Origin of the sequence: Haloplanus sp. CK5-1, from assembly GCF_037201915.1 — an archaeon.
Taxonomy (GTDB): domain Archaea; phylum Halobacteriota; class Halobacteria; order Halobacteriales; family Haloferacaceae; genus Haloplanus; species Haloplanus salilacus.
Genome location: NZ_CP147505.1, coordinates 1212136 through 1232059 on the forward strand (window position 1 = coordinate 1212136; position 19924 = coordinate 1232059).

Here is a 19924-nt window from a genome sequence, read left to right on the forward strand (position 1 = left end):
GCATCGGTGTGGAGCGAAAGAGCCATTCGGCGGCCGTCCAGACAGCGACCATGGAGTACGACACGCCCCTCTTCTTTCACGTCATGCAGTACGCGGCCGAGGCCGACCGCGACGTCATCGACCTCGTGAGCGGCGGGCCCGACTGGGAGCCACCGGCCGCGCTCCGCGACGGCCTCCGGGAGTACGCCGACGCCGACCCCGACGAGTTCCAGTACCCGCCCAGCGACGGATTGGGCGCTCTCCGCGAGGAGATCGCCGCCCGGCGTGGCGTCGACGCCGACCGGATCATCGTCACGAACGGCGCTGGCGAGGCGAACTACCTCGCCATGGCCGGCGCACTCGACCGCGACGCCGGCTCCGAGATCCTCCTGACCGACCCCGTCTACCCCTACTACCCCGGCAAGGCGCGGCTGCTCGGCGCCGACGTGCGACTCGTCCCCGTCGCCGACGACGGCGGTCTGGACCTGGCGGCGATGCGCGAGGTGGCCAGTTCCGAGACTGCTGCGATCCTCGTCAACTCGCCGAACAACCCGACTGGCGCGGTGTACGGCGAGGAGACGATGGCCGCCGTGGCCGACCTCGCGGCCGAGGTCGACGCCGTCCTCATCTCCGACGAGGTGTACGACCACTACGATTACTCCGGCCGGTTCGCGAGCGCACTCTCGGTCACCGACGACGCCGTCGTGACCAACTCCTTCTCGAAGTCGATGGCGGTGACCGGCCTCCGGGTCGGCTACGGCGTCTTCCCGCCGGAACTGGCCGAGGCTGCCCGCACGCGACACATGCTCGTCAACGTCACCGGCGCACGCCCCTCGCAGGCCGCCGTCCTCCGGGCGCTCCGGGAGACGGGGCCGGAGTACTACGAGGCCTCGCGGGACCTCCTCCGGGAGCGCATCGACGCCTTCACCGACGCCCTCGACGCCGCGGGCGCGGAGTACGTCGTCCCCGACGGAGCGTTCTACGTGTTCGCGCGCTTCGAGGGCTTCCCCGGCACCCTCGACAACGTCGAGCGACTGGTCGACGAGGCGGGTGTCGCCTGCATGCCCGGCGATACGTTCGGCACGCACGACGAGTGGCTCCGGTTCGCCCTCGTCACCCCGCGGGCCGAGGAAGCGGCAGAGCGGCTGGCCGACTACGACGGCTTCTAACAGACGACGACGCTCGCGCGGTAGTACGCCCCGTCGTACGCCACGACGCCGACCCCCCGCCAGTCGTGCGCGAGTTCCTCGACGCTGCCGTCGCGCGCGGTCGAACCGTCGCCCGTTTCCGGCGGAGAGGCTCCCGTAGTCGACGGCGGCCTCGGTGTCGACAGTTTCAGGGTCGGCTTCGGAGACGACCAGCGCGGGCGGGCAGTCCGTGTTCGGGGTTGGTGTCGCGGTCGGTGAGGCCGTCGGGGCCGTCGACGGCTCGCTCCCGAGACAGCCGGTGATGGATCCGGCCACCGACACGACGGCCGCGAGGACCGAGCGTCGGGAGAGCCCCTTGTTCACGGCCAGTCGTCGGTTCGTCCACCGGGTAACCTCTTTCCCGTATCGACGGGTACAGGTGTCCGGACCGTCTCGGACCGGACATGAGCGAACTCGACGTGGAGCCGGTCGACGAGGTCGACGAGGCGGACGATGCCGACGCCGGTCCAGAGCCCGTCGCCGTCGAGACGACGACCGACCTGCCCGCCGGCGTCGACGCGCCGGAGTACGTCCTCTACGGCGGCAAGGGTGGCGTTGGAAAGACGACGATGGCGGCGGCGACAGCACTCTCCTCGGCCGCCGGCGGCGACGCGACGCTCGTCGTCTCGACCGACCCCGCCCACTCGCTGTCGGACACCCTCGACGTCGACATCCCGGCCACGCCGACGCGTATCCGTGAGAACGATCCGCTGTGGGCGGTCGAAATCGACCCCGAGGCCGCGATGGAAGACGGCCTGTTGGGTGAGGGGGGGATCGGCGTCGACGACGCGCCCCTGGGTGGCCTCGGCGAGATGGGCGAGATGCTCGGCGAGGACGCCGTCGACCCGCTGATGGGTGGGTCGATGCCCGGAGCCGACGAGGCGGCGGCGATGCGGCAACTGCTGGAGTACCTCGACGACCCGCGGTTCGACCGCGTGGTGATCGACACGGCGCCCACGGGACACACGCTCCGACTCCTCGAACTCCCCGAAGTGCTCGACTCGATGGTCGGTCGCCTGCTCTCGATGCGCGAGAAGTTCTCGGGAATGATGGAGGGGTTCAAGGGGATGTTCGGGGTCGGCGACGACGACGAGAAGGGCCCCGACTTGGACGAACTCCGCGAACGCATCGAGCGACTCCGCGCAGTGTTGCAAGACCCCGCCCGGACGGATTTCCGGGTCGTGATGGTCCCCGAGGAGATGAGCGTCGTCGAGTCGGAGCGGCTGCTCGCCCGACTCGAGGAGTTCTCGATTCCGGTCGGAACCGTCGTCGTCAACCGCGTGATGGAAGACCCCGCGGACGTGGCCGACGTCGACCCCGAGTGGGTGGTCGCACCGAACCTCGAGGAGTGCGAGTTCTGCCAGCGACGGTGGGACGTCCAGCAGGACGCGCTCCGCCGTGCCGCCGACATGTTCCGCGGGCACGACGTGAAGCGGGTGCCCTTACTCGCCGACGAGGTGCGCGGCGAACGCGCGCTCCGCGTGGTCGCGGCCTGTCTGGACTAGCGGAGCCGGTCCAGCAGCGAAAAGAGACGGTCCCGGGCGGCGTCGGGCACGAATCGTCCGAGCACGCTCACTCGGGCGAGCGTCCCGACCGGCACGCGACTCGCCGGCTTGGTCGAACTCGCGGCGTCTACGATGTCCTCGGCGACCCGTTCGGGCGGCACCGCGCCCGGACCGCCCCCGCCGATGGCTTGCGTGTCCTCGAACACCTCGTAGAACGACTCGTAGGCGCCCGATCGCTCGACACCCTCGAGTTCGTCCGCCGCGCGGTCGGTGAACGCCGTCTCGACCGGGCCGGGTTCGATCAGGACGGCGTCGACGCCGTACTCGTCGACTTCGGCCCGGAGGGCGTCGGTCATGGCTTCGAGGGCGAACTTCGACCCGCAGTAGACGCCGCCGCCGGGGAAGGCGAGTCGGCCGGCGACGCTGGAGACGTTGACGATCGTCCCCTCGCGCCGCCGGCGCATGTGCGGGAGGACCGCCCGCGTCAGCCGGTGGGGGCCGTAGACGTTCACGTCGAACTGTCGGTGGACTGCGTCGGCGGGCACGTCCTCGATGGGGCCGAACTGTGCGTACCCCGCGTTGTTGACCAGACAGTCGATCCGTCCCTGTTCGTCGAGGATTCGATCGACGACTCGCTCCACGTCGTCGTCCTCCGTGACGTCGAGCGTGGCGATCGAACAGCCGCGTTCCCCGAGCGTCTCGACGTCCGCCGGGTTGCGCGCCGTGGCGTACACCTCCCACCCTTCGTCGAGGAAGGCGTCGGCGGTCGCACGACCGATACCGGACGAACTGCCCGTGATGAGGACCGTCTTCGGTTGCACACCTCCACGTCGTCCCGGCGGCAGTTAACTCATTCCCGACCGACCGCGAAGGGGCTCTCCCCTTCGGTCCACTCCCACCCGGGCAGGCGGGTCTGGAACCCCGCCACCAGCGCCGCGTCGAGGTCGTCGGCCCCCGCACCCCCCTCGGTGTGTACCGTCACGTCCGCGAAGTGGAAGGTCGCGCCGGCCAGCGTCGCGAAGGGGTCGCCGCCGGCGATGGTCTCCGCGAGCGCGCGACCGAGCGTCTCGTCGACGACGAACCCCGGGTAATCACCCTCGACGTCGAGGTCGCGAAGCAGGGAGACGTAGCCGGCGACGTTGACAGCGCGGTCGCCGTCCGCGAAGACGGTGTCGACCTCCTCGCGGTACGCCCCCCGCGTCACGTCATCGACCTCGACGCCGAAGTGGTCGCCGAGGCGCGCCCGTGTCTCGTTCACGACTGGAACCACGGTCGGCGCACGGTCACGGACCCACTCGTGTTCGGCCGCGACGGTCTCCGGTGTGAGTCGCATGTCCGCTTCGACTTTGCGAAGGCTTTTATAATACTGGACTAATAGGGTGATTCAAGCGGGTTTTCGCTGCCTCTTCCCGCAGTCGAGCACCTACCGTACAGCACCCGTTCACCGATGCTCTCACGACACGACAACGGCCGGCCAGTCGCGACGTGTCCGGGACACTCGGCGACGGCGGCTGTCCGGAGGGCTCTCAACCGGCACACATGAGCTCCGTAGACAAGCAACTCGAGGACCTGAAAGCAGAGATCGAGGACGAACTACCCCCCGGTATCTCCGTATCGGACGTAAAATACGAGGGCCCGGAACTGGTCGTGTACACGCGCGACCCCAAGGAGTTCGCCAGCAACGGCGACCTCATTCGAAACCTCGCGAGCAAACTCCGCAAGCGCATCACGGTCCGTCCGGACCCCGACGTGTTGATGGGCGTTTCGGAGGCCCGCGAGCGGATCCGAGAGGTGATCCCGGAGGACGCGGGCGTCACGGACCTCGACTTCCACGCCGACACCGGCGAGGTCGTCATCGAGGCCGAGAAACCGGGGATGGTTATCGGCCGACACGGCGCGACGCTCCGCGAGATCACGCAAGCCATCGGCTGGACGCCGGAAGTGGTCCGCACCCCGCCCATCGAGTCCTCGACCGTCTCGAACGTCCGAAACTTCCTGAAACAGGAGCGCGACGAACGCCGCGATATCCTCGAACGCGTCGGTCGGCAGATCCACCGCGAGGAGATGTCCGACGAACAGTGGGTTCGGATCACCACGCTGGGGTGCTGTCGCGAGGTCGGTCGCGCGAGTTTCATCCTCTCGACCGCCGAGACGCGAATCCTCGTCGACTGTGGCGACAAACCCGGTGCCGAGGGCGAGGTGCCGTACCTCCAGGTTCCGGAGGCCGCCCCCCTGAACTCCATCGACGCGGTCGTACTCACCCACGCCCACCTCGACCACTCCGCGCTCATCCCCCTGCTGTTCAAGTACGGCTACGACGGGCCGATCTACTGCACCGAACCCACCCGCGACCTGATGGGCCTGCTTACCCTCGACTACCTCGACGTGGCCGTCAAGGAGGGCCGTACCCCACCCTACGAGAGCGAGATGGTTCGCGAGGCGATCAAACACACCGTCCCCCTCGAGTACGGCGACGTGACGGACATCGCGCCCGACGTGAAACTCACGTTCCACAACGCCGGCCACATCCTCGGCTCCGCGGTCTCTCATTTCCACATCGGCGACGGCCTCTACAACGTCGCCTTCTCGGGCGACATCCACTACGAAGACACCCGCCTGTTCAACGGCGCGGTCAACGACTTCCCCCGCGTCGAGACGCTCGTCCTCGAATCCACGTACGGCGGCCGCAACGACTACCAGACCGATCAGGAGGACTCCGAGCGAAACCTCCTGGAGATCATCAACGACACCTACGACCAGGGCGGCAAGGTGGTCGTCCCCGCCTTCGCGGTCGGGCGGTCACAGGAGATCATGCTCGTCCTCGAACGGGCGATGCGCAGCGGGAAAATTCCGGAGATGCCCGTCCACCTCGACGGGATGATCTGGGAGGCGACGGCCATCCACACCACCTACCCCGAGTACCTGCGCGACGACCTCCGGGACCGGATCTTCCACGACGACGAGAACCCGTTCCTCGCCGAAGAGTTCAACCACATCGACGCCGGCGAGGACGAACGCCAGGAGGTCGCCGACGGCGACCCGGCGATCATCCTCTCCACCTCCGGGATGGTGACCGGCGGCCCGATCATGTCGTGGCTCCGCCACCTCGGCCCCGATCCGGACTCGAACCTCGTGTTCGTCGGCTACCAGGCCCAGGGAACCCTCGGTCGGCGCATCCAGAACGGCTGGGACGAGATTCCGATGAACGACCGCGGCGACGGTCGCGGCCGCAACGACACGCTCTCGCTCAACATGGGTGTCGAAACCGTCGACGGCTTCTCCGGCCACGCCGACCGGCAGGGACTGGAGAACTTCGTCAAGACGATGAATCCCCGTCCGGAGAAAGTACTCTGTGTCCACGGCGACGAACGCTCCGTTCAGGACCTCTCCTCGGCGCTGTACCACGACTACAACATGCGGACGTTCGCGCCGAAGAATTTGGAGACGTTCCGGTTCAAGTAGTCCCCTCATGCGACACCGTCTCACCGATACCCTCCACGTCGGCGACCGGGCCGCGGCTCGGGACGTCGAGGCCCTGTCCGACGCCGGGATCACCGCCGTCCTCAGACTGACACACGGTACGCCCCCCGCGTACCCCGACTCGCTGACCGTCGTCTCGCGCCCGCTCGTCGACGGGCCACGGAACGACCTCTCGAACTTTCGGGCTGCGGTCGATCGGCTGACCGCGTTGCTCGACGCCGACGAGACGGTCCTCGTCCACTGTTCGGCGGGGAGTTCCCGGAGCGTCGCCGTCGCCGTCGCTGCCCTCGCGCGGCGGAACGGCACCGACGTCGAGACGGCGCTCGACCGCCTGCAGTCGGCACATCCCGACGCCGACCCACACCCCGCGCTGGTGGATCACGCCCGCCGCGTCGTCGAGTGAGGCTCAGCCGTCGGCTTCCGCCGGATCGACCACCACACCACCCGCCGGGTCGACGCCGATCCGGTCACACCGGTCGTAGAGCGGGCACGCCTCCGGCCCGTCAAGACACGCCGGTTTCCGCGCCGAACAGTACTCACGACCGAACTGGATCGTCGCGGTGTGCCCGAAGCCACACTTCTCGGCCGGCACCGTCGCCTCCAGAGCCTCCCGAACCGCCTCGTGATCCGCGTTTGCCGGCGCGAGCCCCATCCGGCGGGCGACCCGGTGGACGTGCGTATCGACCGGGAAGACGCCGTCCCGACCGCCCGAGAACAGGAGGACGCAGTCGGCGGTCTTGGGGCCGACGCCCCGGATCGAGAGCAGTCGCTCGCGCACCTCGTGGGGGTCGCCCTCGCGGACGAACCGGTCGAACGCCTCGGCGTCCCCGAAGTCGGCGACGACCTCCTCGGCACACTCGACGATCACCCGCGACTTCTGGTTGTACAGTCCCGCCGACTCGATGGTCTCGGCCAGTCGCTCGCGGTCGGCGTCGGCGAGGGTCGCCGCGAGGTCTCCCGTACCTCCGTAGTGCTCCAGCAACGCGTCGAACGCGGGTTGGCTGGCCACGTCGCTCGTGTTCTGACTCAGGATCGTCCGGACGAGACAGAGGAGGGCGTCCCGACCGCCGTACGCCTTCTGCCAGTACAGCTCACCGAGGGCGTCGACGATGGCCTCGGCCCGGGTCTCGGCGTCGTCGGCTCCGAACCCCGTCTCGGTGCCGCCGCCGTCGGGACCGGTGCCTATGTTCTCGGCGGGTTCGTCGGACATGTGCGGACTTGGAAACGGCGACGCAAAAACGCGGCGTCACTCGACGGCCAGCGTGACGGTGAGATCCGCGCCGGTGGCGAGGGCGTCGACGAGGTCTCGGTCGAGGTCGGCGGCGGCGGCGTCGGCACCGACGGCGACCGTTCGGTCATCGACGTACGTGCTGGTTCGGATGACGGCGCTTCGATCGCTCTCGAAGCCGAGGTCGGGGTGGCCGCGCGCGCGAACGGAGACGGATTCGTCGGCCGCCGAGAGTGTCAGCGTGATGGTCGCCTCGGGGTCGCGGCAGGCAGCGACGAAGTCGTCGTCGAAGTCGGCCGGGGCGCGGTCGGCCTCGACGCCGACGATACAGTCGCCGGCCGGCGTCAACCAGTCGTCCGTCGTCACCTCGAACGTGCTGTCGTGGGTCGCGGCGACGTGTTCGTGGCCGCGCGCGCGGACCTCCTCTCGCATAGCGGGCGTCGGCCCCTGTCCGGCATACCGGTTTCGGTTCTCGCCGGTCACCCGCGGGTGACGGTCACCGTCACGGCGCCACACGCACACTCGTAAGCCCGCCGTTCGCCACCCTCGGTCCGCATCGACAGCATGAGCGCGTCCTCGCCGAGAGGACGGTCACAGCCCTCGCACGTACTGGTGAGGTTCTCGAGCATGGCTCGACCTACGGCCTCCTCCGACATGAACCTCGGCCATCCCCGAAGTGAAACTGAAACTGAAACTCCTTCCGACGCATCCATTTATATGCCGGCGAGAATGGTGTCACACCTTCACACGGCAGGTACACGGTGTCTTGGTACGCGTTTTCAGGGGGTCCGCCCACCGAAGTATTTATGTGTGAATCCGCCGTAGGTGGTAGTACCAACGCGCCTCCGGCGTATTGGCGGCATCGCACGCAGAATGATCGGGAATTCTTATCCACGGCAGACTGCGCGACGGCGAGCCACACCTACGTCCGGAGCGATGGTATCGAGGTTTCAACAATGGTAACAACAGAAGAAGTACTCGACGAATTCGACGTCGACGCGCTCGACGAGGCGGACAACGTCGAACTCACGGACGACCAGCTCGAAAACGACTCGAAGGGACAGCTCATCAAACTCGCCGGACAGCTCCGGGACCGACGCAACGAACTCAACCAGATGGCGTCGGAGCGCGCCTCCAAGCGCGACGACCTGAACGCGAAGACACGGGAGAAGGTCGACGAAGCACAGGAGCACCGCGAGCAGCGCGACGAGCTCAACGAGCAGGTCCAGGAACACAAGGAGAGCCGCAACGAGCTCAACGCGGAGGCAAACGAGCTGTTCGACCAGGTCGAGGAGCTGAAACAGGACCTCGAACTCGGTGACGGCAAGGATCTCGAGGAGCTCGAAGAGGAGATCGAGGAACTCGAGTTCCGCCAGCAGACCGAAGTCCTGAGCACCGAGGACGAGCGCGAACTCATCGAGAAGATTGAGGACAAGCGCGAGGAGTACCAGCAGCGCAAGGAGAAACTCGACGACGCCAGTGAACTCGACGAACTCGTCGAGGAGGCCGAGGAAGTCCGCTCCGAGGCGTCCCAGCACCACCAGAAGGTGACGGAACTCGCGGACGAGGCCCAGGAGCACCACAACCAGATGATCGAGGCCTACCGCGAGGCCGACGAGATCCGCGACAAGGCCGACGAGATGCACGACCTCTTCGTCGAGGCACAGGAGGCGGCCGACCGCCACCACGAGGACTTCGTCCGCGTGCAGAAGCGCCTGCGCGAACTCGACAAGGAGGAAGAACAGGAACAGCAGGACGAGCGCGAGGCCGAACGCGAGGCCGCCAAGGAGGAGGCCGAGGAAATCTACCAGAAGTTCAAGGAAGGCGAGACCCTCGACACCGAGGACCTGATGAAGCTCCAGAAGACGGGGCTCCTGTAGACCGGTCACGCCGACGCGACGTGCGTGTTTTTTATACTGATCCGCCCCCAGCCCTGGGTATGGTGACTCAGTGTGAGTGACGGCGACGACGTCGGCCGACTCCTGATCGTCCTCGGGGGCGTCTTGGTCTCGGCCGTCCTCGGCGCCGTGTTCTTCCTCGTCGTTCCCGGATCGCTCGCGGATCTCCTCGGAGTAGTGTTGACGCTCTCCGTCGTCGTCCTCGGCGCACGCGGTGCGAGTCGTCTCGCGGACTCGATGTTCCCCGACTACAACGCCGCCGAAGTGGCGGTCGAGGGGCCGATCACCCGTGACGGCTCGACGCCCGGCCCGCTTCCCGGATCGATGGGCGCCACCGCCGACGACGTCGTCGAACGGATCGAACGCGCCGACGAGGACGAGGCCGCCGACGCGTTGCTGGTGAAACTCGACACGCCCGGCGGGGCGGTCGTCCCGAGCGACGACATCCGCCGCGCGGCCGCCGACTTCGACGGTCCGACCGTCGCCTACGCTACCGACGTCTGTGCGAGCGGGGGTTACTGGATCGCGAGTGGCTGTGACGAACTCTGGGCCCGACGCGGGAGCATCGTCGGCAGCATCGGCGTCATCGGCTCGCGGGTGAACGTCTCCGAACTGGCCGACGAACTCGGGGTTTCGTACGAGCGCTTCGCGGCCGGGAAGTACAAGGACGCCGGCACTCCGCTGAAGGAACTCTCCGCGGACGAACGGGAGTACCTCCAGGGCCTGATTGACGGCTTCTACGACGACTTCGTCGAACGGGTCGCCGAGGGCCGCGGGATGGACCCCGAGGCGATCCGGGACACCGAGGCGCGCGTCTACCTCGGCGAGGACGCCCACGAACTCGGTTTGGTCGACGACATCGGCGACCGGGACGGCGTCGAGGACCGCGTCGGTGACCTCCTCGACGCGGAGGTGTCGGTCCGCGAGTTCGAACCCGAACGGGGGCTCGCCGACCGTCTCCGCGGCGGTGTGGCCGCCGTCGCCTACGCCTTCGGGGCCGGCGTCGCTGGCGTCGTCGGCGACGACGAACGCGGCTTCCGTCTCCGGTTTTGAAGCTCGGCGGGGGATATTTATTCCCGTGGATAGTTTTCTCGACCGTGACGACGCTCGTCCTGTGTGTCGACCGCGCCAACGACATCGGGCGGACGACCGGGGTGTCGATGCCCGTCGACGGCTGGGACGCGGTCCAGTCGCTGGCGACGGAAGTCGGATTGGCCGACCCCGAGGACTCGACGGTCAACTGCCTCCTCGAAGCGCTTCGCGTCACGCGTGACCTCCGGAACGACGGCGAGGAGGCGACCGTCGCCGCCGTCTCCGGCTCCGGCGACACCGCCGTCGATGCCGACCGGTCGGTCGCCGCACAGATCGACCAACTGCTGGACCGCCACGACCCCGCGTCGGCGATCATCGTCACCGACAGCGCCGACGACGAGCGACTGATTCCGGTCGTCGAGAGCCGCCTCCCCGTCGACTCCGTCGACCGGATCGTCGTCAGACAGGCACGAGATATCGAGTCGACGTACTACCTCCTCAAGCAGTTCCTCGCCGACGAACAACTCCGGTCGACGGTACTGGTCCCGCTCGGCGTCGGCCTCCTGCTCCTGCCCGTGTTGCTCGTCCGCTTCTCGGTCGGTGTGGCGCTCGCCGGCCTCGCCTCCCTGCTCGGGGCGGCGGTGTTGTACAAGGGACTGGCGATCGACGCCTACATCGCTCGCCTCCCCGACCAGACCCGGGACGCCCTCTACTCCGGGCAGGTGTCGGTCGTCACCTACGCAGTCGCGGCCGGGCTCGCGCTCGTCGGTGCCTTTCTCGGTGCGCTCGCCGTCTCCCCCGTCTCGGACGGAGTCGTTCTGGTACCGGTCATGCTGTTTCTCTACAGTAGCATCCCGTGGCTGGCGCTGGCGGCGCTGACCGCGAGCGCCGGGCGACTCCTCGACGAACTCATCGACACCGACCGCATCCCACGGCCCTACCTGAACCTGCCCTTCGGCGTCGTCGCCCTCGGCCTGGTCGTCCGTGGGTTCGCGGGCTACTTCCTCGAACGGGAGTCGGTGCTCGCTCACCTGCGCGTGGCCGGCGTCACCGTCCTCCCCACGCATCGCCTCGCCCTCTTCGTCGTCTCGGCCATTGTCGTCTCCCTCGTCGGCGTTCGCGTCGGCGCGCACCTCGCCGACGAGGGGAAAGGGACGGGCGATCCGGACCCCGACCCCGAGACGGTCGAGCGGTCGTAGTTACCAGGGTGCGAAGTCGGGGTCGATCCGCCGCTCGCGACGCTCGATGCCGTCGATGCGTTCAACGTCCTCGTCGTCGAGGTCGAGCGACAGCGAGGCCCAGTTGTCGCGGATGTGGCCCTCGGTCGTCGCCTTCGGGATGGCGGTGACGCCCTTCTCGCGGAGCCACGCGAGCGACACCTGTGCCTCGCTGACGCCGTGTCTCTCCGCGACCGCCTGGATCTCCGGCACGTCGAACACCTCGCCACGGGCCAGCGGCGAGTACGCAACCACTTCGACGTCGTGAGCGGCACAGTGTGCTCGGAGTTCTTCCTGTGGGAGCAGGGGGTGACACTCGATCTGGTTGGCGAAGATCGGTGCGTCCGTCAGTTCGACCGCCTCGGTCACTCCCTCGGGCTGGAAGTTGCTGATCCCGATCCGGTCGATCCGCCCCGACTCGTGGAGTTCCTCGAACGCCCCGAGCGTTTCCTCGGGGTCGTACGCCCCGGCGGGCCAGTGGACGTACAGCAGGTCGACGTAGTCGACGCCGAGTTTGTCGAGGCTCTCTTCGGTCGAGGACAACACGTCGTCGGCCGCGAGTTGGTCGATCCACACCTTCGTCGCGAGAAACACGTCGTCGCGTGGCACGTCGGCCCGCGCGATGCCGTCGCCGACGTGTTCCTCGTTGTCGTACGCCTGTGCCGTGTCGACGTGTCGATACCCCATCTCCAAGGCGGTTGCGACCGCCGCTGCGCAGTCCTCGGGATCCGTGTTCTGCCAGGTTCCGAGTCCCAGTACCGGCATTTCGGTCGTCGTCGATCCGTCGCTGTTCGGGGGAGTGGACATACACGTTCGAGGGCCGAGACGCCGAAAGGGGTTGTGGAAGGACCGGTTCGTGCCGCTATCTCGCAGTCACTCGCCCAGCCGTTCCTTGGCGAACCGCCCGAGGAGCGGCATGTCCCGCAGGTGGACCAGTCGCAACATCGCCCGGACGTTGCCCGCGTTGGCTTTCGCGAGGGTGTCACTGTCCGTGGCGTTGAGGTCCGACATCAGGGTGTCGTACCGGTCGTTGGGGGCGAGATAGAGAAGTTCCGTCATCAGCAGTCGTTCGCGCATCCGTGGGGCGACCTCGCTGTGCCAGAGTTTGCTGTACACCGACATCGCCTCCGCGGAGGTGTCGGGGTCGTCGTGAGCGAAACAGCGGTCGGCGGTGATGGCGGCCATTCGACCGGATTTCATCCCCTTGTGGATCCCCTCGCCCCACAGCGGATCGATCGTCGGGACGGTGTCGCCGATGGCCATGAACCCGTCCGTACAGAGCTGTCTGGGCATCTGGATGTGGGCCGAGCCGCGGTGTTGCTGTTTCTCGGCGATGCGCTCGGCGTCGGCGAAGCGCGGATCGGTTTCGAGCCAGTGGTGGAGGTAGTCGTCGATGCCCGCGTCGTCGCGGCCGTAGCGTTCGTGGCTCTCGTTTTGGATGTAACAGAGACCGACCTTCGCGGTGTCGCCGCCGGTGTGGAAGATCCAGGAGTAGCCGCCGGGGGCGTACTCGTGATCCAGCCGGAGCATCATCGTGTCGGTCAGGTCGGCGTACTCCGGGTGATCGACGTCGACCCCCTCCATCTCCCACTCGACACCGATGGCCTGTTTCTCCCGGGAGAGGTCGCTCACCCCGAGTTCCTTCGCGAGGGGGGCGGCCGGCCCGGTGGCGTCGACGACGATGTCCGCGTACACTTCTTCGTCGCCCGCGTACCGGACGCCCGAAATCGTGCCGTCGTCCATGATCGGCCCGTTCACCCGGGCGTCGAATCGGTAGGTCGCACCCTCGTCGCGTCCCTCACTCACGAGCCACTGTTTGAACTCCGCGAACTCCAGAACCGCGCCGGGTTGGTGTTGGACGTAGTGTTCGTTGGGGGATTCGAGCACCACGTCGTCGGTGTAGTTCATCACCACGTCGTCCGGCACGCCGAAAGAGGCCATCATGGAGTGAAACGTGCCGGCAGTCGACTTGTTGCTCTGACGGGGGAACCCGTCCTCGGCTTCGGCCTCGAGGACGACGACGTCGTGCCCCCGCTGAGCGAGGTCGCGCGCACACTGGGCCCCGGCAGGCCCAGCGCCGGCGACGATCACGTCGAAACGGTCGGACATGGTTTCCGATACCGCGAGAGGCTAATCAGTCTTGCTGAACGGGGTCGGTGCCGTACCACCGGCCGGTCGCTACGCCCCCTCGCCGATCCGCTGGAAGACGAGTCCCCAGAGGCTCGTCGCGAGGGCGACGCCGCCGAGGAGGAGGAACGCCCCGTCGAACAGCCCGTAGTCCGCGAGGTGCCCGACCGTCGGCGGACCGATCGCGCCGAACGCGATGTATCCGGTCCGGAGGAGGCCGAATCCGCTCCCCCGAATCTCGTCGGGGAGCGATCCGACGCCCGCGGCGTTCACCGGCGGCATCCCGCCGAGCATACAACTCAACAGGAGGACGACACCCACCAACGCTGGCAGCGTCTCGACGACCGTGAGCAGGCCGAACGCCGGGACGCTGAGCCCGAGAAACAGCCCGATAGCGACCCGGTTGCCGAAGCGGTCGGCCGTCACACCAGACAGGAACTGCAGTCCGATCGCGGCGGCGAAAAAGAGGCTGAACAGCGTCGCGGCCGTCCCCGGATCCTGCCCTTTCACCTCGATGAGGTACGTCGGCAGGAACCCCGTTACGCTCTGGTAGAGGAACATGTTGAGCGAGAGGAGGACGGTGACCGAGAGGACCCGCGGGCGCTTGACTTCCGTGGCGACGGTCGACATCGTCCTCCGGAACGACTCACCCTCGTCGTGGGCTGACGACCGCCGGGGGACTGCGATCCAGATGCCCACCGCGGCGACGACCAAGACCGGCAACAGGATCCCGAATCCCCACCGCCAGCCGAGGTAGACGCTGACGGCCCCCGCACTCGCCGGCAACACGACGTTGCCGACGTTGCCAGCCGCCTGCGACACGCTGATCGCTGTCGTCTCCATCCGCTCGTACACCGCCGAGATCACCGTGATCCGGGTGGTTCCGTAGAGTCCAGTCCCGAGGCCGAGCAGGATCGTCGCGGCGACGAACAGCGGCAGCGTCGTCGAGGCGAAGATGGCTCCGACGCCGACGACCGTGAGCAGGACGCTCCCGGTGAGCACGGATCGCTCCCCGACGACGTCGGCCAGGGCACCGCCGGGGAACTGAAAGAGCGCGTAGGTCGTCCACAGGACGCCGATGAACAGCCCCGCGGTCGCGTTGTCGACGCCGAACTCCGCGGTCACCTGCGGGAGAAGTGCCGGATAGACGATGCGCACGCCGAGTGTCAGAAACCAGCCAAGCGAGACGAACAGGAGGACCCACCCGGAGCCGTCACGCCTGAGGTCGGTCACCACGTCGGCGACCGACGCGTAGAACCGGGACACCGTTACCATCGGTGGGGGATACTCCGAACCACGACTTGAGTCATTGCATCCGGAGGCGGATCGCCCCCGGACCTGGGACCCTCAGTAGAACTCGCGGACGAGGTCCGTCGCGTCCTCGGGCGCGCCGTCGGGGACGTCTGTCATGTCCGCGTCGACGCCGTGTCGTCGACTGTACGGCACCGAGTCCTCGTCCCGGTAGAGGACGCCCTGGTACTCCTTGCCGGGGTCGAGGATGCGCGACCGGGCGTCCTCGTAGTCGGTGGGATCGTGGTCGACGTCCGCGAGGTCGACGATGTGGTCACGGAAGTAGTCGTACGTGTCGACGTCGTTGAACGTCACACAGGGCGAGAACACGTTGACGAAGCCGAAGCCGTCGTGTTCGACAGCCTGTTTGACGATGTCGGCGTGACGCTGGGCGTCGGTCGAGAACGACTGTGCGATGAAGGTGCCGCTCGCGGCGAGTGCGAGCGCCAGTGGGTTCACCGGGGGTTGCTGTGGCCCCTCGGGTGTGGTCGACGTCTCGAAGTCCTCGCGGCTGGTCGGCGAGGCCTGGCCCTTCGTCAGCCCGTAGATGCGATTGTCCATCACGACGTAGGTCATGTCGACGTTGCGGCGGACGGCGTGGATGAAATGCCCCGCGCCGATGGAGTAGCCGTCGCCGTCGCCGCCCGCGACCATCACCTCGACGTCGGGGTTGGCGAGTTTGACGCCGGCACCGACCGGAAGCGCGCGGCCGTGGACGCCGTGGATGGCGTAGGAGCGCATGTACGTTCCGATCTTGCCCGAGCAGCCGATGCCCGCGACGACGAACGTCTCGTCGGGGCTGTTGCCGGTTTCGGCCAGCGCCTTCATCATCCCGTTCATGGTGCCGAAGTCGCCACATCCCGGACACCACGTCGGCTGTGCGTCGGATTTGAAATCGGTGAATCGAACGTTGGAACTCATGGGGTTGCCTCCTCTCCGGCCGCCTGGGTGCCGAGTGCCGCTGCGATCCGCTCCGCGAGTTCGTCCGCCTTGAAGCGGACGCCGTCGTACTTGTTCAGCCGTGTCACGCGCGTCAGCGTGTCGTGCTCGATCAGGTCCGCGAACTGCCCGGTCGCGTTACACTCGACGACGATGGTCTCCGCCGCGGCCTCGACGGCCTCGGTCAGGTCGGGACGCGGGAAGACGTAGGGCACCGAGAGGAACCGCACGTCGATGCCCCGATCGTCGAGAAAGCGCATCGCCTCGACCATCGCGCCCTCGTTCGACCCCCACGAGACGACGAGCGTGTCCGCGTCCGCGTCGCCGAACTCCCGTGGTTCGAACGCTTCCCGGTCGCGGGCCGTCTCGACCTTTCGGCTCCGCTTGTCGACTTGCTGGACGCGCATCTCCGTGTCCTCCGTCCGCCGGCCGAGTTCGTCGTGTTCGAGGCCGGTGGACATGTGGACGCCGCCTTCGGTCCCGGGGAACGCCCGCGGGCTGACGCCGTCGTCGGTGAGAGCGTGGGGTTTGAACCGACCCTCCTCGTCCTGCCACTCGCCGACGGTCTCCTCGTCGACGACCTTCCCGCGATCGATCTCGACGGCGTCCATGTCGAACTCCTCGGGCGCGTAGGTCTGCTCGGTGACCGCGAGCGAGAGGTCGGCCGTGAGGTAGACGGGGATCTGGTACTTCTCCGCGAGGTTGAACGCCTCGACGGTCTTGTGGAAACACTCCGCGATGGTCGTCGGCGCGAGAACGAACCGCGGCACTTCGCCGTGACCGCCGTAGAGCATGGCGTTCAAGTCGCCCTGCTCCTGTTTGGTCGGCATCCCGGTCGAGGGCCCCGACCGCATCACGTTACAGATGACCAGCGGCGTCTCGCTGGTCGCCACCAGCCCGAACGTCTCGGTCATGAGGTCGATCCCCGGCCCGGACGTGGCCGTCATGGACCGGGCGCCCGAGCGAGCCGCCCCGAGCGCCATGTTGATCGCCGAGAGTTCGTCCTCGGCCTGGACGACGTGGCCTCCGTAGCGTTCGATCCGGCCGGTGAGATACTCCATCACGTTGGTCGCGGGCGTGATCGGGTAGCCGGCGTAAAACCGACAGCCGCCGGCGATGGCTCCCATGCCGATCGCCTCGTCGCCGTTCAGGAGGACGTAGTCCTCGTCGGTACACTCCAGATCGTAGCCGAAGGCTTCGTCGTACTCGTCTTCGACGTAGTCCCGCCCCTTCCGGGCGGCGGTCATGTTGTTCTCGACGATCGATCGTCCCTTGTCGCCGAACCGTTTCTCGAGCGCGCTGTCGAGGTTCTCGATCGGGAACCCGCTCACCGCACACGCCGCGCCGAGGGCGACGACGTTGCGCATGATCGCCCCCCCGGCATCCTCGGCGAGTCCCTTCAGGGGGACGTCGAGACCGATCATCCCGTCGGGAATCTCGACGTCCTGCATGGTCGTCCGGTCCCCGTCGTAGATGATGACGCTCCCGTCGTGGAGTTCGTTCAGGTTCTCGTCGATGGTGCGCTGGGTCAACGCGATGAGAACGTCGAGACGGTCGACGACGCTCTGGACCTGCGATACCGACGTCCGGATCTTGTACGAGGTGTACCCGCCGCGGATCCGCGACGCGAAGTCCTTGGAGGTGAACACGTGCCGACCGGCCCTCGAAAGCGCCTGGGCGAAGATTTTTCCGGTGGAGTCGATGCCGTCGCCGGCCTCGCCACCGATCGCCCAGTTGAAGTCCGCAGGCATGCTGTGGACGACCTACCGCCGGATCGGTCAAAAGCCTTCTGAATAGTTCGGATTCCCGCAAAAACGGACGGTTCTCGGCCTTCGTGGCCCGGTTTTCGGTCCTCAAAGTCCCCGGGAGCCGCCGACGCCACTCGATTCGGCCCCGAAACGCCGCGGTCCCGTGGCGTAGGTTTATCACGAATGATTTGAAAATCTATCGTGAGATATGTCCGATGACGACGACATCGAACTGGAGGCGCGCCTCGAAGAACAGGCAGCGTTCAAACCCTCCGACGCGTTCGCCGACCAGGCGAACGTCTCGGATCCGGGCATCTACGAGGAGTTCGAGGAGAACTGGCCGGAGTGTTGGGAGGCAGCCGCCGATCTCCTCGACTGGGACGCGGGGTACGATCAGGTGCTCGACGACTCGAACCCGCCGTTCTACGAGTGGTTCACCGGGGGAGAACTGAACGCGTCGGCCAACTGTCTCGACCGGCACCTCGACGAGCGTGGCGACGAGGCGGCCATCGAGTGGGTCGGTGAACCCGTCGACGAGGACGACCGGACGTACACGTACGAGGAACTCCACCGCGAGGTCAACGAGTTCGCCGCGGGGTTGCGGGACCTGGGCGTCGGCGAGGACGACGTGGTGACGATGTACATGCCGATGATCCCCGAACTTCCCATCGCCATGCTCGCGTGTGCGCGCATCGGTGCGCCACACAGCGTCGTGTTCGCGGGGTTCTCGGCGGACGCGCTGGCGACCCGGATGGACGCCGCCGACTCCGAGTATCTCGTCACCTGCGACGGCTACTACCGCCGTGGTGATCCGCTCGACCACCTCGCGAAGGCCAACGAGGGACTCGACGGCGTCGAGGGCCACGTCGAGGACGTGGTCGTCACCGAACGCCTCCTGGACGGCGACGGCTTCGGCCACGACCTGGCGGACAACCAGCGCACCTACGCCGACCTCGTCGCCGCCCACGAGGGCGAGACGGTCGAGCCGGTCCAGCGCGACGCCGAGGACATGCTCTTCTTGATGTACACGTCCGGGACGACCGGGCAACCGAAGGGCGTGAAACACACCACCGGCGGCTACCTCGCGTGGGCGGCGTGGACCGGGCAGGCGGTACTCGACATCAAGCCCGAGGACACGTACTTCTGCTCGGCGGACATCGGCTGGATCACCGGCCACTCCTACATCGTCTACGGACCGCTCGCGCTCGGCACGACGACGATGATGTACGAGGGGACACCCGACCACCCCGACCGGGACCGCCTCTGGCAGATCGTCGACGACTACGACGCGACCCAACTCTACACCGCGCCGACCGCGATCAGGGCGTTCATGAAGTGGGGAGCGGAGTACCCCGACCGCCACGACCTCTCCAGCCTCCGGCTGCTTGGGACGGTCGGCGAACCCATCAACCCGCGGGCGTGGAAGTGGTACTACAAACACATCGGGAACGAGGAGTGTCCCATCGTCGACACGTGGTGGCAGACCGAGACGGGCGGGATGATGGTCACGACCCTCCCGGGGGTCAAGACGATGAAGCCCGGGAGCGCGGGCCCGCCCCTGCCGGGCGTCGACGCACGGATCGTCGACACCAACGGCGACGAAGTGGAGGCCGGCCGCGCTGGCTACCTCACGGTCGAGAAGCCCTGGCCCGGCATGCTGCGGACGCTCTACCGCAACGACGAGCGGTACATCGAGGAGTACTGGGCGGAGTACTCCGACACCGACAGTTCCGACCCCGAGGACTGGGTGTACTTCCCCGAGGACGGCGCGAAGATCGACGACGATGGCTACATCACCGTCCTCGGCCGGGTCGACGACGTGATCAACGTCTCCGGCCACCGCTTGGGGACGATGGAGATCGAGTCGGCCATCGTCGGCGTGGAGGGCGTCGCAGAGGCGGCGGTCGTCGGCGGCGACCACGAGATGAAAGGCGAGGCGGTGTACGCCTACGTCATCACCGAGGAGGGGTACGATGAGAACGACGAACTCCGGGACCGGATCGTCGCGGGCGTCGAGGACGCTATCGGCCCGATCGCACGCCCAGAACGGGTGGTCTTCTCGCCCGATCTGCCCAAGACCCGGTCGGGCAAGATCATGCGCCGTCTGCTGGAGGACATCGCCAACGAGGCCGAACTGGGCGACACGTCGACGCTACGAAATCCCGACATCGTCGAGGACATTCAGGGCAAGATCAGCGGCGACTGAGCGGGATCAGGCTCCCTTTTTCCGGTCACGCCACACGGTCAGTAGTTCGTACAGGAAGACGACGCCGACCAGTGCCACCGACCCCCAG

Annotated in this window: 18 protein-coding genes; 8 read left to right on the forward strand and 10 right to left on the reverse strand. The window is 67.3% G+C overall.

From position 1 onward, the window contains the following. Window positions 1-50: 50 nt before the first annotated feature. Both NBT81_RS06475 and NBT81_RS06480 read left to right on the forward strand, forming a co-directional pair. Window positions 51-1148 (forward strand): pyridoxal phosphate-dependent aminotransferase, encoded by a 1098-nt coding sequence (locus NBT81_RS06475; RefSeq protein ID WP_338741919.1) that lies wholly within the window; start codon window positions 51-53, stop codon window positions 1146-1148. A 422-nt stretch (window positions 1149-1570) separates the two neighbouring features. After that, entirely contained in the window at window positions 1571-2671 is a 1101-nt protein-coding gene (locus tag NBT81_RS06480) for an ArsA family ATPase (RefSeq protein ID WP_338741920.1), read from the forward strand. On the opposite strand, the gene NBT81_RS06485 is transcribed toward NBT81_RS06480, so the two are convergent. Both NBT81_RS06485 and NBT81_RS06490 read right to left on the reverse strand, forming a co-directional pair. Then, window positions 2668-3492, reverse strand: coding sequence for an SDR family oxidoreductase (locus tag NBT81_RS06485; RefSeq protein WP_338741921.1), 825 nt, complete (start codon window positions 3490-3492; stop codon window positions 2668-2670). The two genes, NBT81_RS06480 and NBT81_RS06485, sit on opposite strands and share 4 nt — an antisense overlap. A 29-nt stretch (window positions 3493-3521) precedes the next feature. Beyond that, window positions 3522-4004 (reverse strand): hypothetical protein, encoded by a 483-nt coding sequence (locus tag NBT81_RS06490; RefSeq protein ID WP_338741922.1) that lies wholly within the window; start codon window positions 4002-4004, stop codon window positions 3522-3524. 206 nt (window positions 4005-4210) lie between these two features. Here NBT81_RS06490 and NBT81_RS06495 point away from each other — a divergent pair, with 206 nt between their 5' ends. Together NBT81_RS06495 and NBT81_RS06500 are read left to right on the forward strand one after the other, a co-directional pair. Further along, window positions 4211-6133 (forward strand): beta-CASP ribonuclease aCPSF1, encoded by a 1923-nt coding sequence (locus tag NBT81_RS06495; protein ID WP_338741923.1) that lies wholly within the window; start codon window positions 4211-4213, stop codon window positions 6131-6133. A 7-nt stretch (window positions 6134-6140) separates the two neighbouring features. Further along, entirely contained in the window at window positions 6141-6554 is a 414-nt protein-coding gene (locus NBT81_RS06500) for a dual specificity protein phosphatase (protein WP_338741925.1), read from the forward strand. 3 nt (window positions 6555-6557) lie between these two features. On the opposite strand, the gene NBT81_RS06505 is transcribed toward NBT81_RS06500, so the two are convergent. Genes NBT81_RS06505 through NBT81_RS06515 form a run of 3 tightly spaced genes read right to left on the reverse strand, consistent with a single transcriptional unit; the run spans window position 6558 to window position 8008 of the window. Beyond that, entirely contained in the window at window positions 6558-7361 is an 804-nt protein-coding gene (locus NBT81_RS06505) for an endonuclease III (RefSeq protein WP_338741927.1), read from the reverse strand. Window positions 7362-7397: 36 nt separating this feature from the next. Further along, window positions 7398-7811, reverse strand: a complete 414-nt coding sequence (locus tag NBT81_RS06510; RefSeq protein WP_338741929.1) for a DUF371 domain-containing protein — start codon at window positions 7809-7811, stop codon at window positions 7398-7400. Between the two features lie 47 nt (window positions 7812-7858). Beyond that, entirely contained in the window at window positions 7859-8008 is a 150-nt protein-coding gene (locus tag NBT81_RS06515; protein WP_338741931.1) for a hypothetical protein, read from the reverse strand. A 327-nt stretch (window positions 8009-8335) separates the two neighbouring features. Here NBT81_RS06515 and NBT81_RS06520 point away from each other — a divergent pair, with 327 nt between their 5' ends. From NBT81_RS06520 to NBT81_RS06530, 3 genes are all read left to right on the forward strand, one after another. Beyond that, the gene (locus NBT81_RS06520; protein WP_338741933.1) at window positions 8336-9259 is read left to right on the forward strand and encodes a coiled-coil protein; all 924 of its coding nucleotides are present in this window, start codon (window positions 8336-8338) and stop codon (window positions 9257-9259) included. Window positions 9260-9331: 72 nt separating this feature from the next. Further along, complete coding sequence (sppA, locus tag NBT81_RS06525) at window positions 9332-10330, forward strand: signal peptide peptidase SppA (RefSeq protein ID WP_338741934.1); 999 nt, start codon at window positions 9332-9334, stop codon at window positions 10328-10330. Window positions 10331-10374: 44 nt separating this feature from the next. Then, window positions 10375-11508 carry a DUF373 family protein gene (locus tag NBT81_RS06530; RefSeq protein ID WP_338741936.1) on the forward strand — a complete coding sequence of 378 codons (1134 nt, stop codon included), beginning with the start codon at window positions 10375-10377 and terminating at the stop codon, window positions 11506-11508. Here NBT81_RS06530 and NBT81_RS06535 read toward each other — a convergent pair whose 3' ends face one another. The 5 genes from NBT81_RS06535 to NBT81_RS06555 all read right to left on the reverse strand — a co-directional run bounded on the left by NBT81_RS06535 (window position 11509) and on the right by NBT81_RS06555 (window position 17633). Beyond that, on the reverse strand, window positions 11509-12333 hold the full coding sequence (locus NBT81_RS06535; RefSeq protein ID WP_425498745.1) for an aldo/keto reductase: 825 nt from the start codon (window positions 12331-12333) through the stop codon (window positions 11509-11511). 66 nt (window positions 12334-12399) lie between these two features. Further along, entirely contained in the window at window positions 12400-13635 is a 1236-nt protein-coding gene (locus tag NBT81_RS06540; RefSeq protein ID WP_338741938.1) for a digeranylgeranylglycerophospholipid reductase, read from the reverse strand. 69 nt (window positions 13636-13704) lie between these two features. Continuing rightward, complete coding sequence (locus tag NBT81_RS06545) at window positions 13705-14928, reverse strand: MFS transporter (RefSeq protein ID WP_338741941.1); 1224 nt, start codon at window positions 14926-14928, stop codon at window positions 13705-13707. 72 nt (window positions 14929-15000) lie between these two features. Beyond that, window positions 15001-15864, reverse strand: a complete 864-nt coding sequence (locus NBT81_RS06550; protein WP_338741943.1) for a 2-oxoacid:ferredoxin oxidoreductase subunit beta — start codon at window positions 15862-15864, stop codon at window positions 15001-15003. Further along, the gene (locus NBT81_RS06555) at window positions 15861-17633 is read right to left on the reverse strand and encodes a 2-oxoacid:acceptor oxidoreductase subunit alpha (RefSeq protein WP_338741945.1); all 1773 of its coding nucleotides are present in this window, start codon (window positions 17631-17633) and stop codon (window positions 15861-15863) included. The genes NBT81_RS06550 and NBT81_RS06555 overlap by 4 nt, the downstream gene beginning before the upstream one ends. A gap of 205 nt (window positions 17634-17838) precedes the next feature. Between NBT81_RS06555 and acs the strand changes: the two genes are divergently transcribed. After that, window positions 17839-19836 (forward strand): acetate--CoA ligase, encoded by a 1998-nt coding sequence (acs, locus tag NBT81_RS06560; RefSeq protein WP_338741947.1) that lies wholly within the window; start codon window positions 17839-17841, stop codon window positions 19834-19836. The last annotated feature ends 88 nt before the right edge of the window (window positions 19837-19924 follow it).

Excerpts from the sequence above, each read along its gene's own strand:
- NBT81_RS06545 (WP_338741941.1), bottom strand. The coding sequence starts at position 14,928 with ATGGTAACGGTGTCCCGGTTCTACGCGTCGGTCGCCGACGTGGTGACC.
- NBT81_RS06520 (WP_338741933.1), top strand. The coding sequence starts at position 8,336 with ATGGTAACAACAGAAGAAGTACTCGACGAATTCGACGTCGACGCGCTC.
- NBT81_RS06535 (WP_425498745.1), bottom strand. The coding sequence starts at position 12,333 with ATGTCCACTCCCCCGAACAGCGACGGATCGACGACGACCGAAATGCCG.
- NBT81_RS06500 (WP_338741925.1), top strand. The coding sequence starts at position 6,141 with ATGCGACACCGTCTCACCGATACCCTCCACGTCGGCGACCGGGCCGCG.
- NBT81_RS06505 (WP_338741927.1), bottom strand. The coding sequence starts at position 7,361 with ATGTCCGACGAACCCGCCGAGAACATAGGCACCGGTCCCGACGGCGGC.
- NBT81_RS06480 (WP_338741920.1), top strand. The coding sequence starts at position 1,571 with ATGAGCGAACTCGACGTGGAGCCGGTCGACGAGGTCGACGAGGCGGAC.
- NBT81_RS06475 (WP_338741919.1), top strand. The coding sequence starts at position 51 with ATGGAGTACGACACGCCCCTCTTCTTTCACGTCATGCAGTACGCGGCC.
- NBT81_RS06550 (WP_338741943.1), bottom strand. The coding sequence starts at position 15,864 with ATGAGTTCCAACGTTCGATTCACCGATTTCAAATCCGACGCACAGCCG.
- NBT81_RS06540 (WP_338741938.1), bottom strand. The coding sequence starts at position 13,635 with ATGTCCGACCGTTTCGACGTGATCGTCGCCGGCGCTGGGCCTGCCGGG.
- NBT81_RS06490 (WP_338741922.1), bottom strand. The coding sequence starts at position 4,004 with ATGCGACTCACACCGGAGACCGTCGCGGCCGAACACGAGTGGGTCCGT.
- NBT81_RS06510 (WP_338741929.1), bottom strand. The coding sequence starts at position 7,811 with ATGCGAGAGGAGGTCCGCGCGCGCGGCCACGAACACGTCGCCGCGACC.
- acs (WP_338741947.1), top strand. The coding sequence starts at position 17,839 with ATGTCCGATGACGACGACATCGAACTGGAGGCGCGCCTCGAAGAACAG.
- NBT81_RS06515 (WP_338741931.1), bottom strand. The coding sequence starts at position 8,008 with ATGCTCGAGAACCTCACCAGTACGTGCGAGGGCTGTGACCGTCCTCTC.
- NBT81_RS06555 (WP_338741945.1), bottom strand. The coding sequence starts at position 17,633 with ATGCCTGCGGACTTCAACTGGGCGATCGGTGGCGAGGCCGGCGACGGC.
- NBT81_RS06495 (WP_338741923.1), top strand. The coding sequence starts at position 4,211 with ATGAGCTCCGTAGACAAGCAACTCGAGGACCTGAAAGCAGAGATCGAG.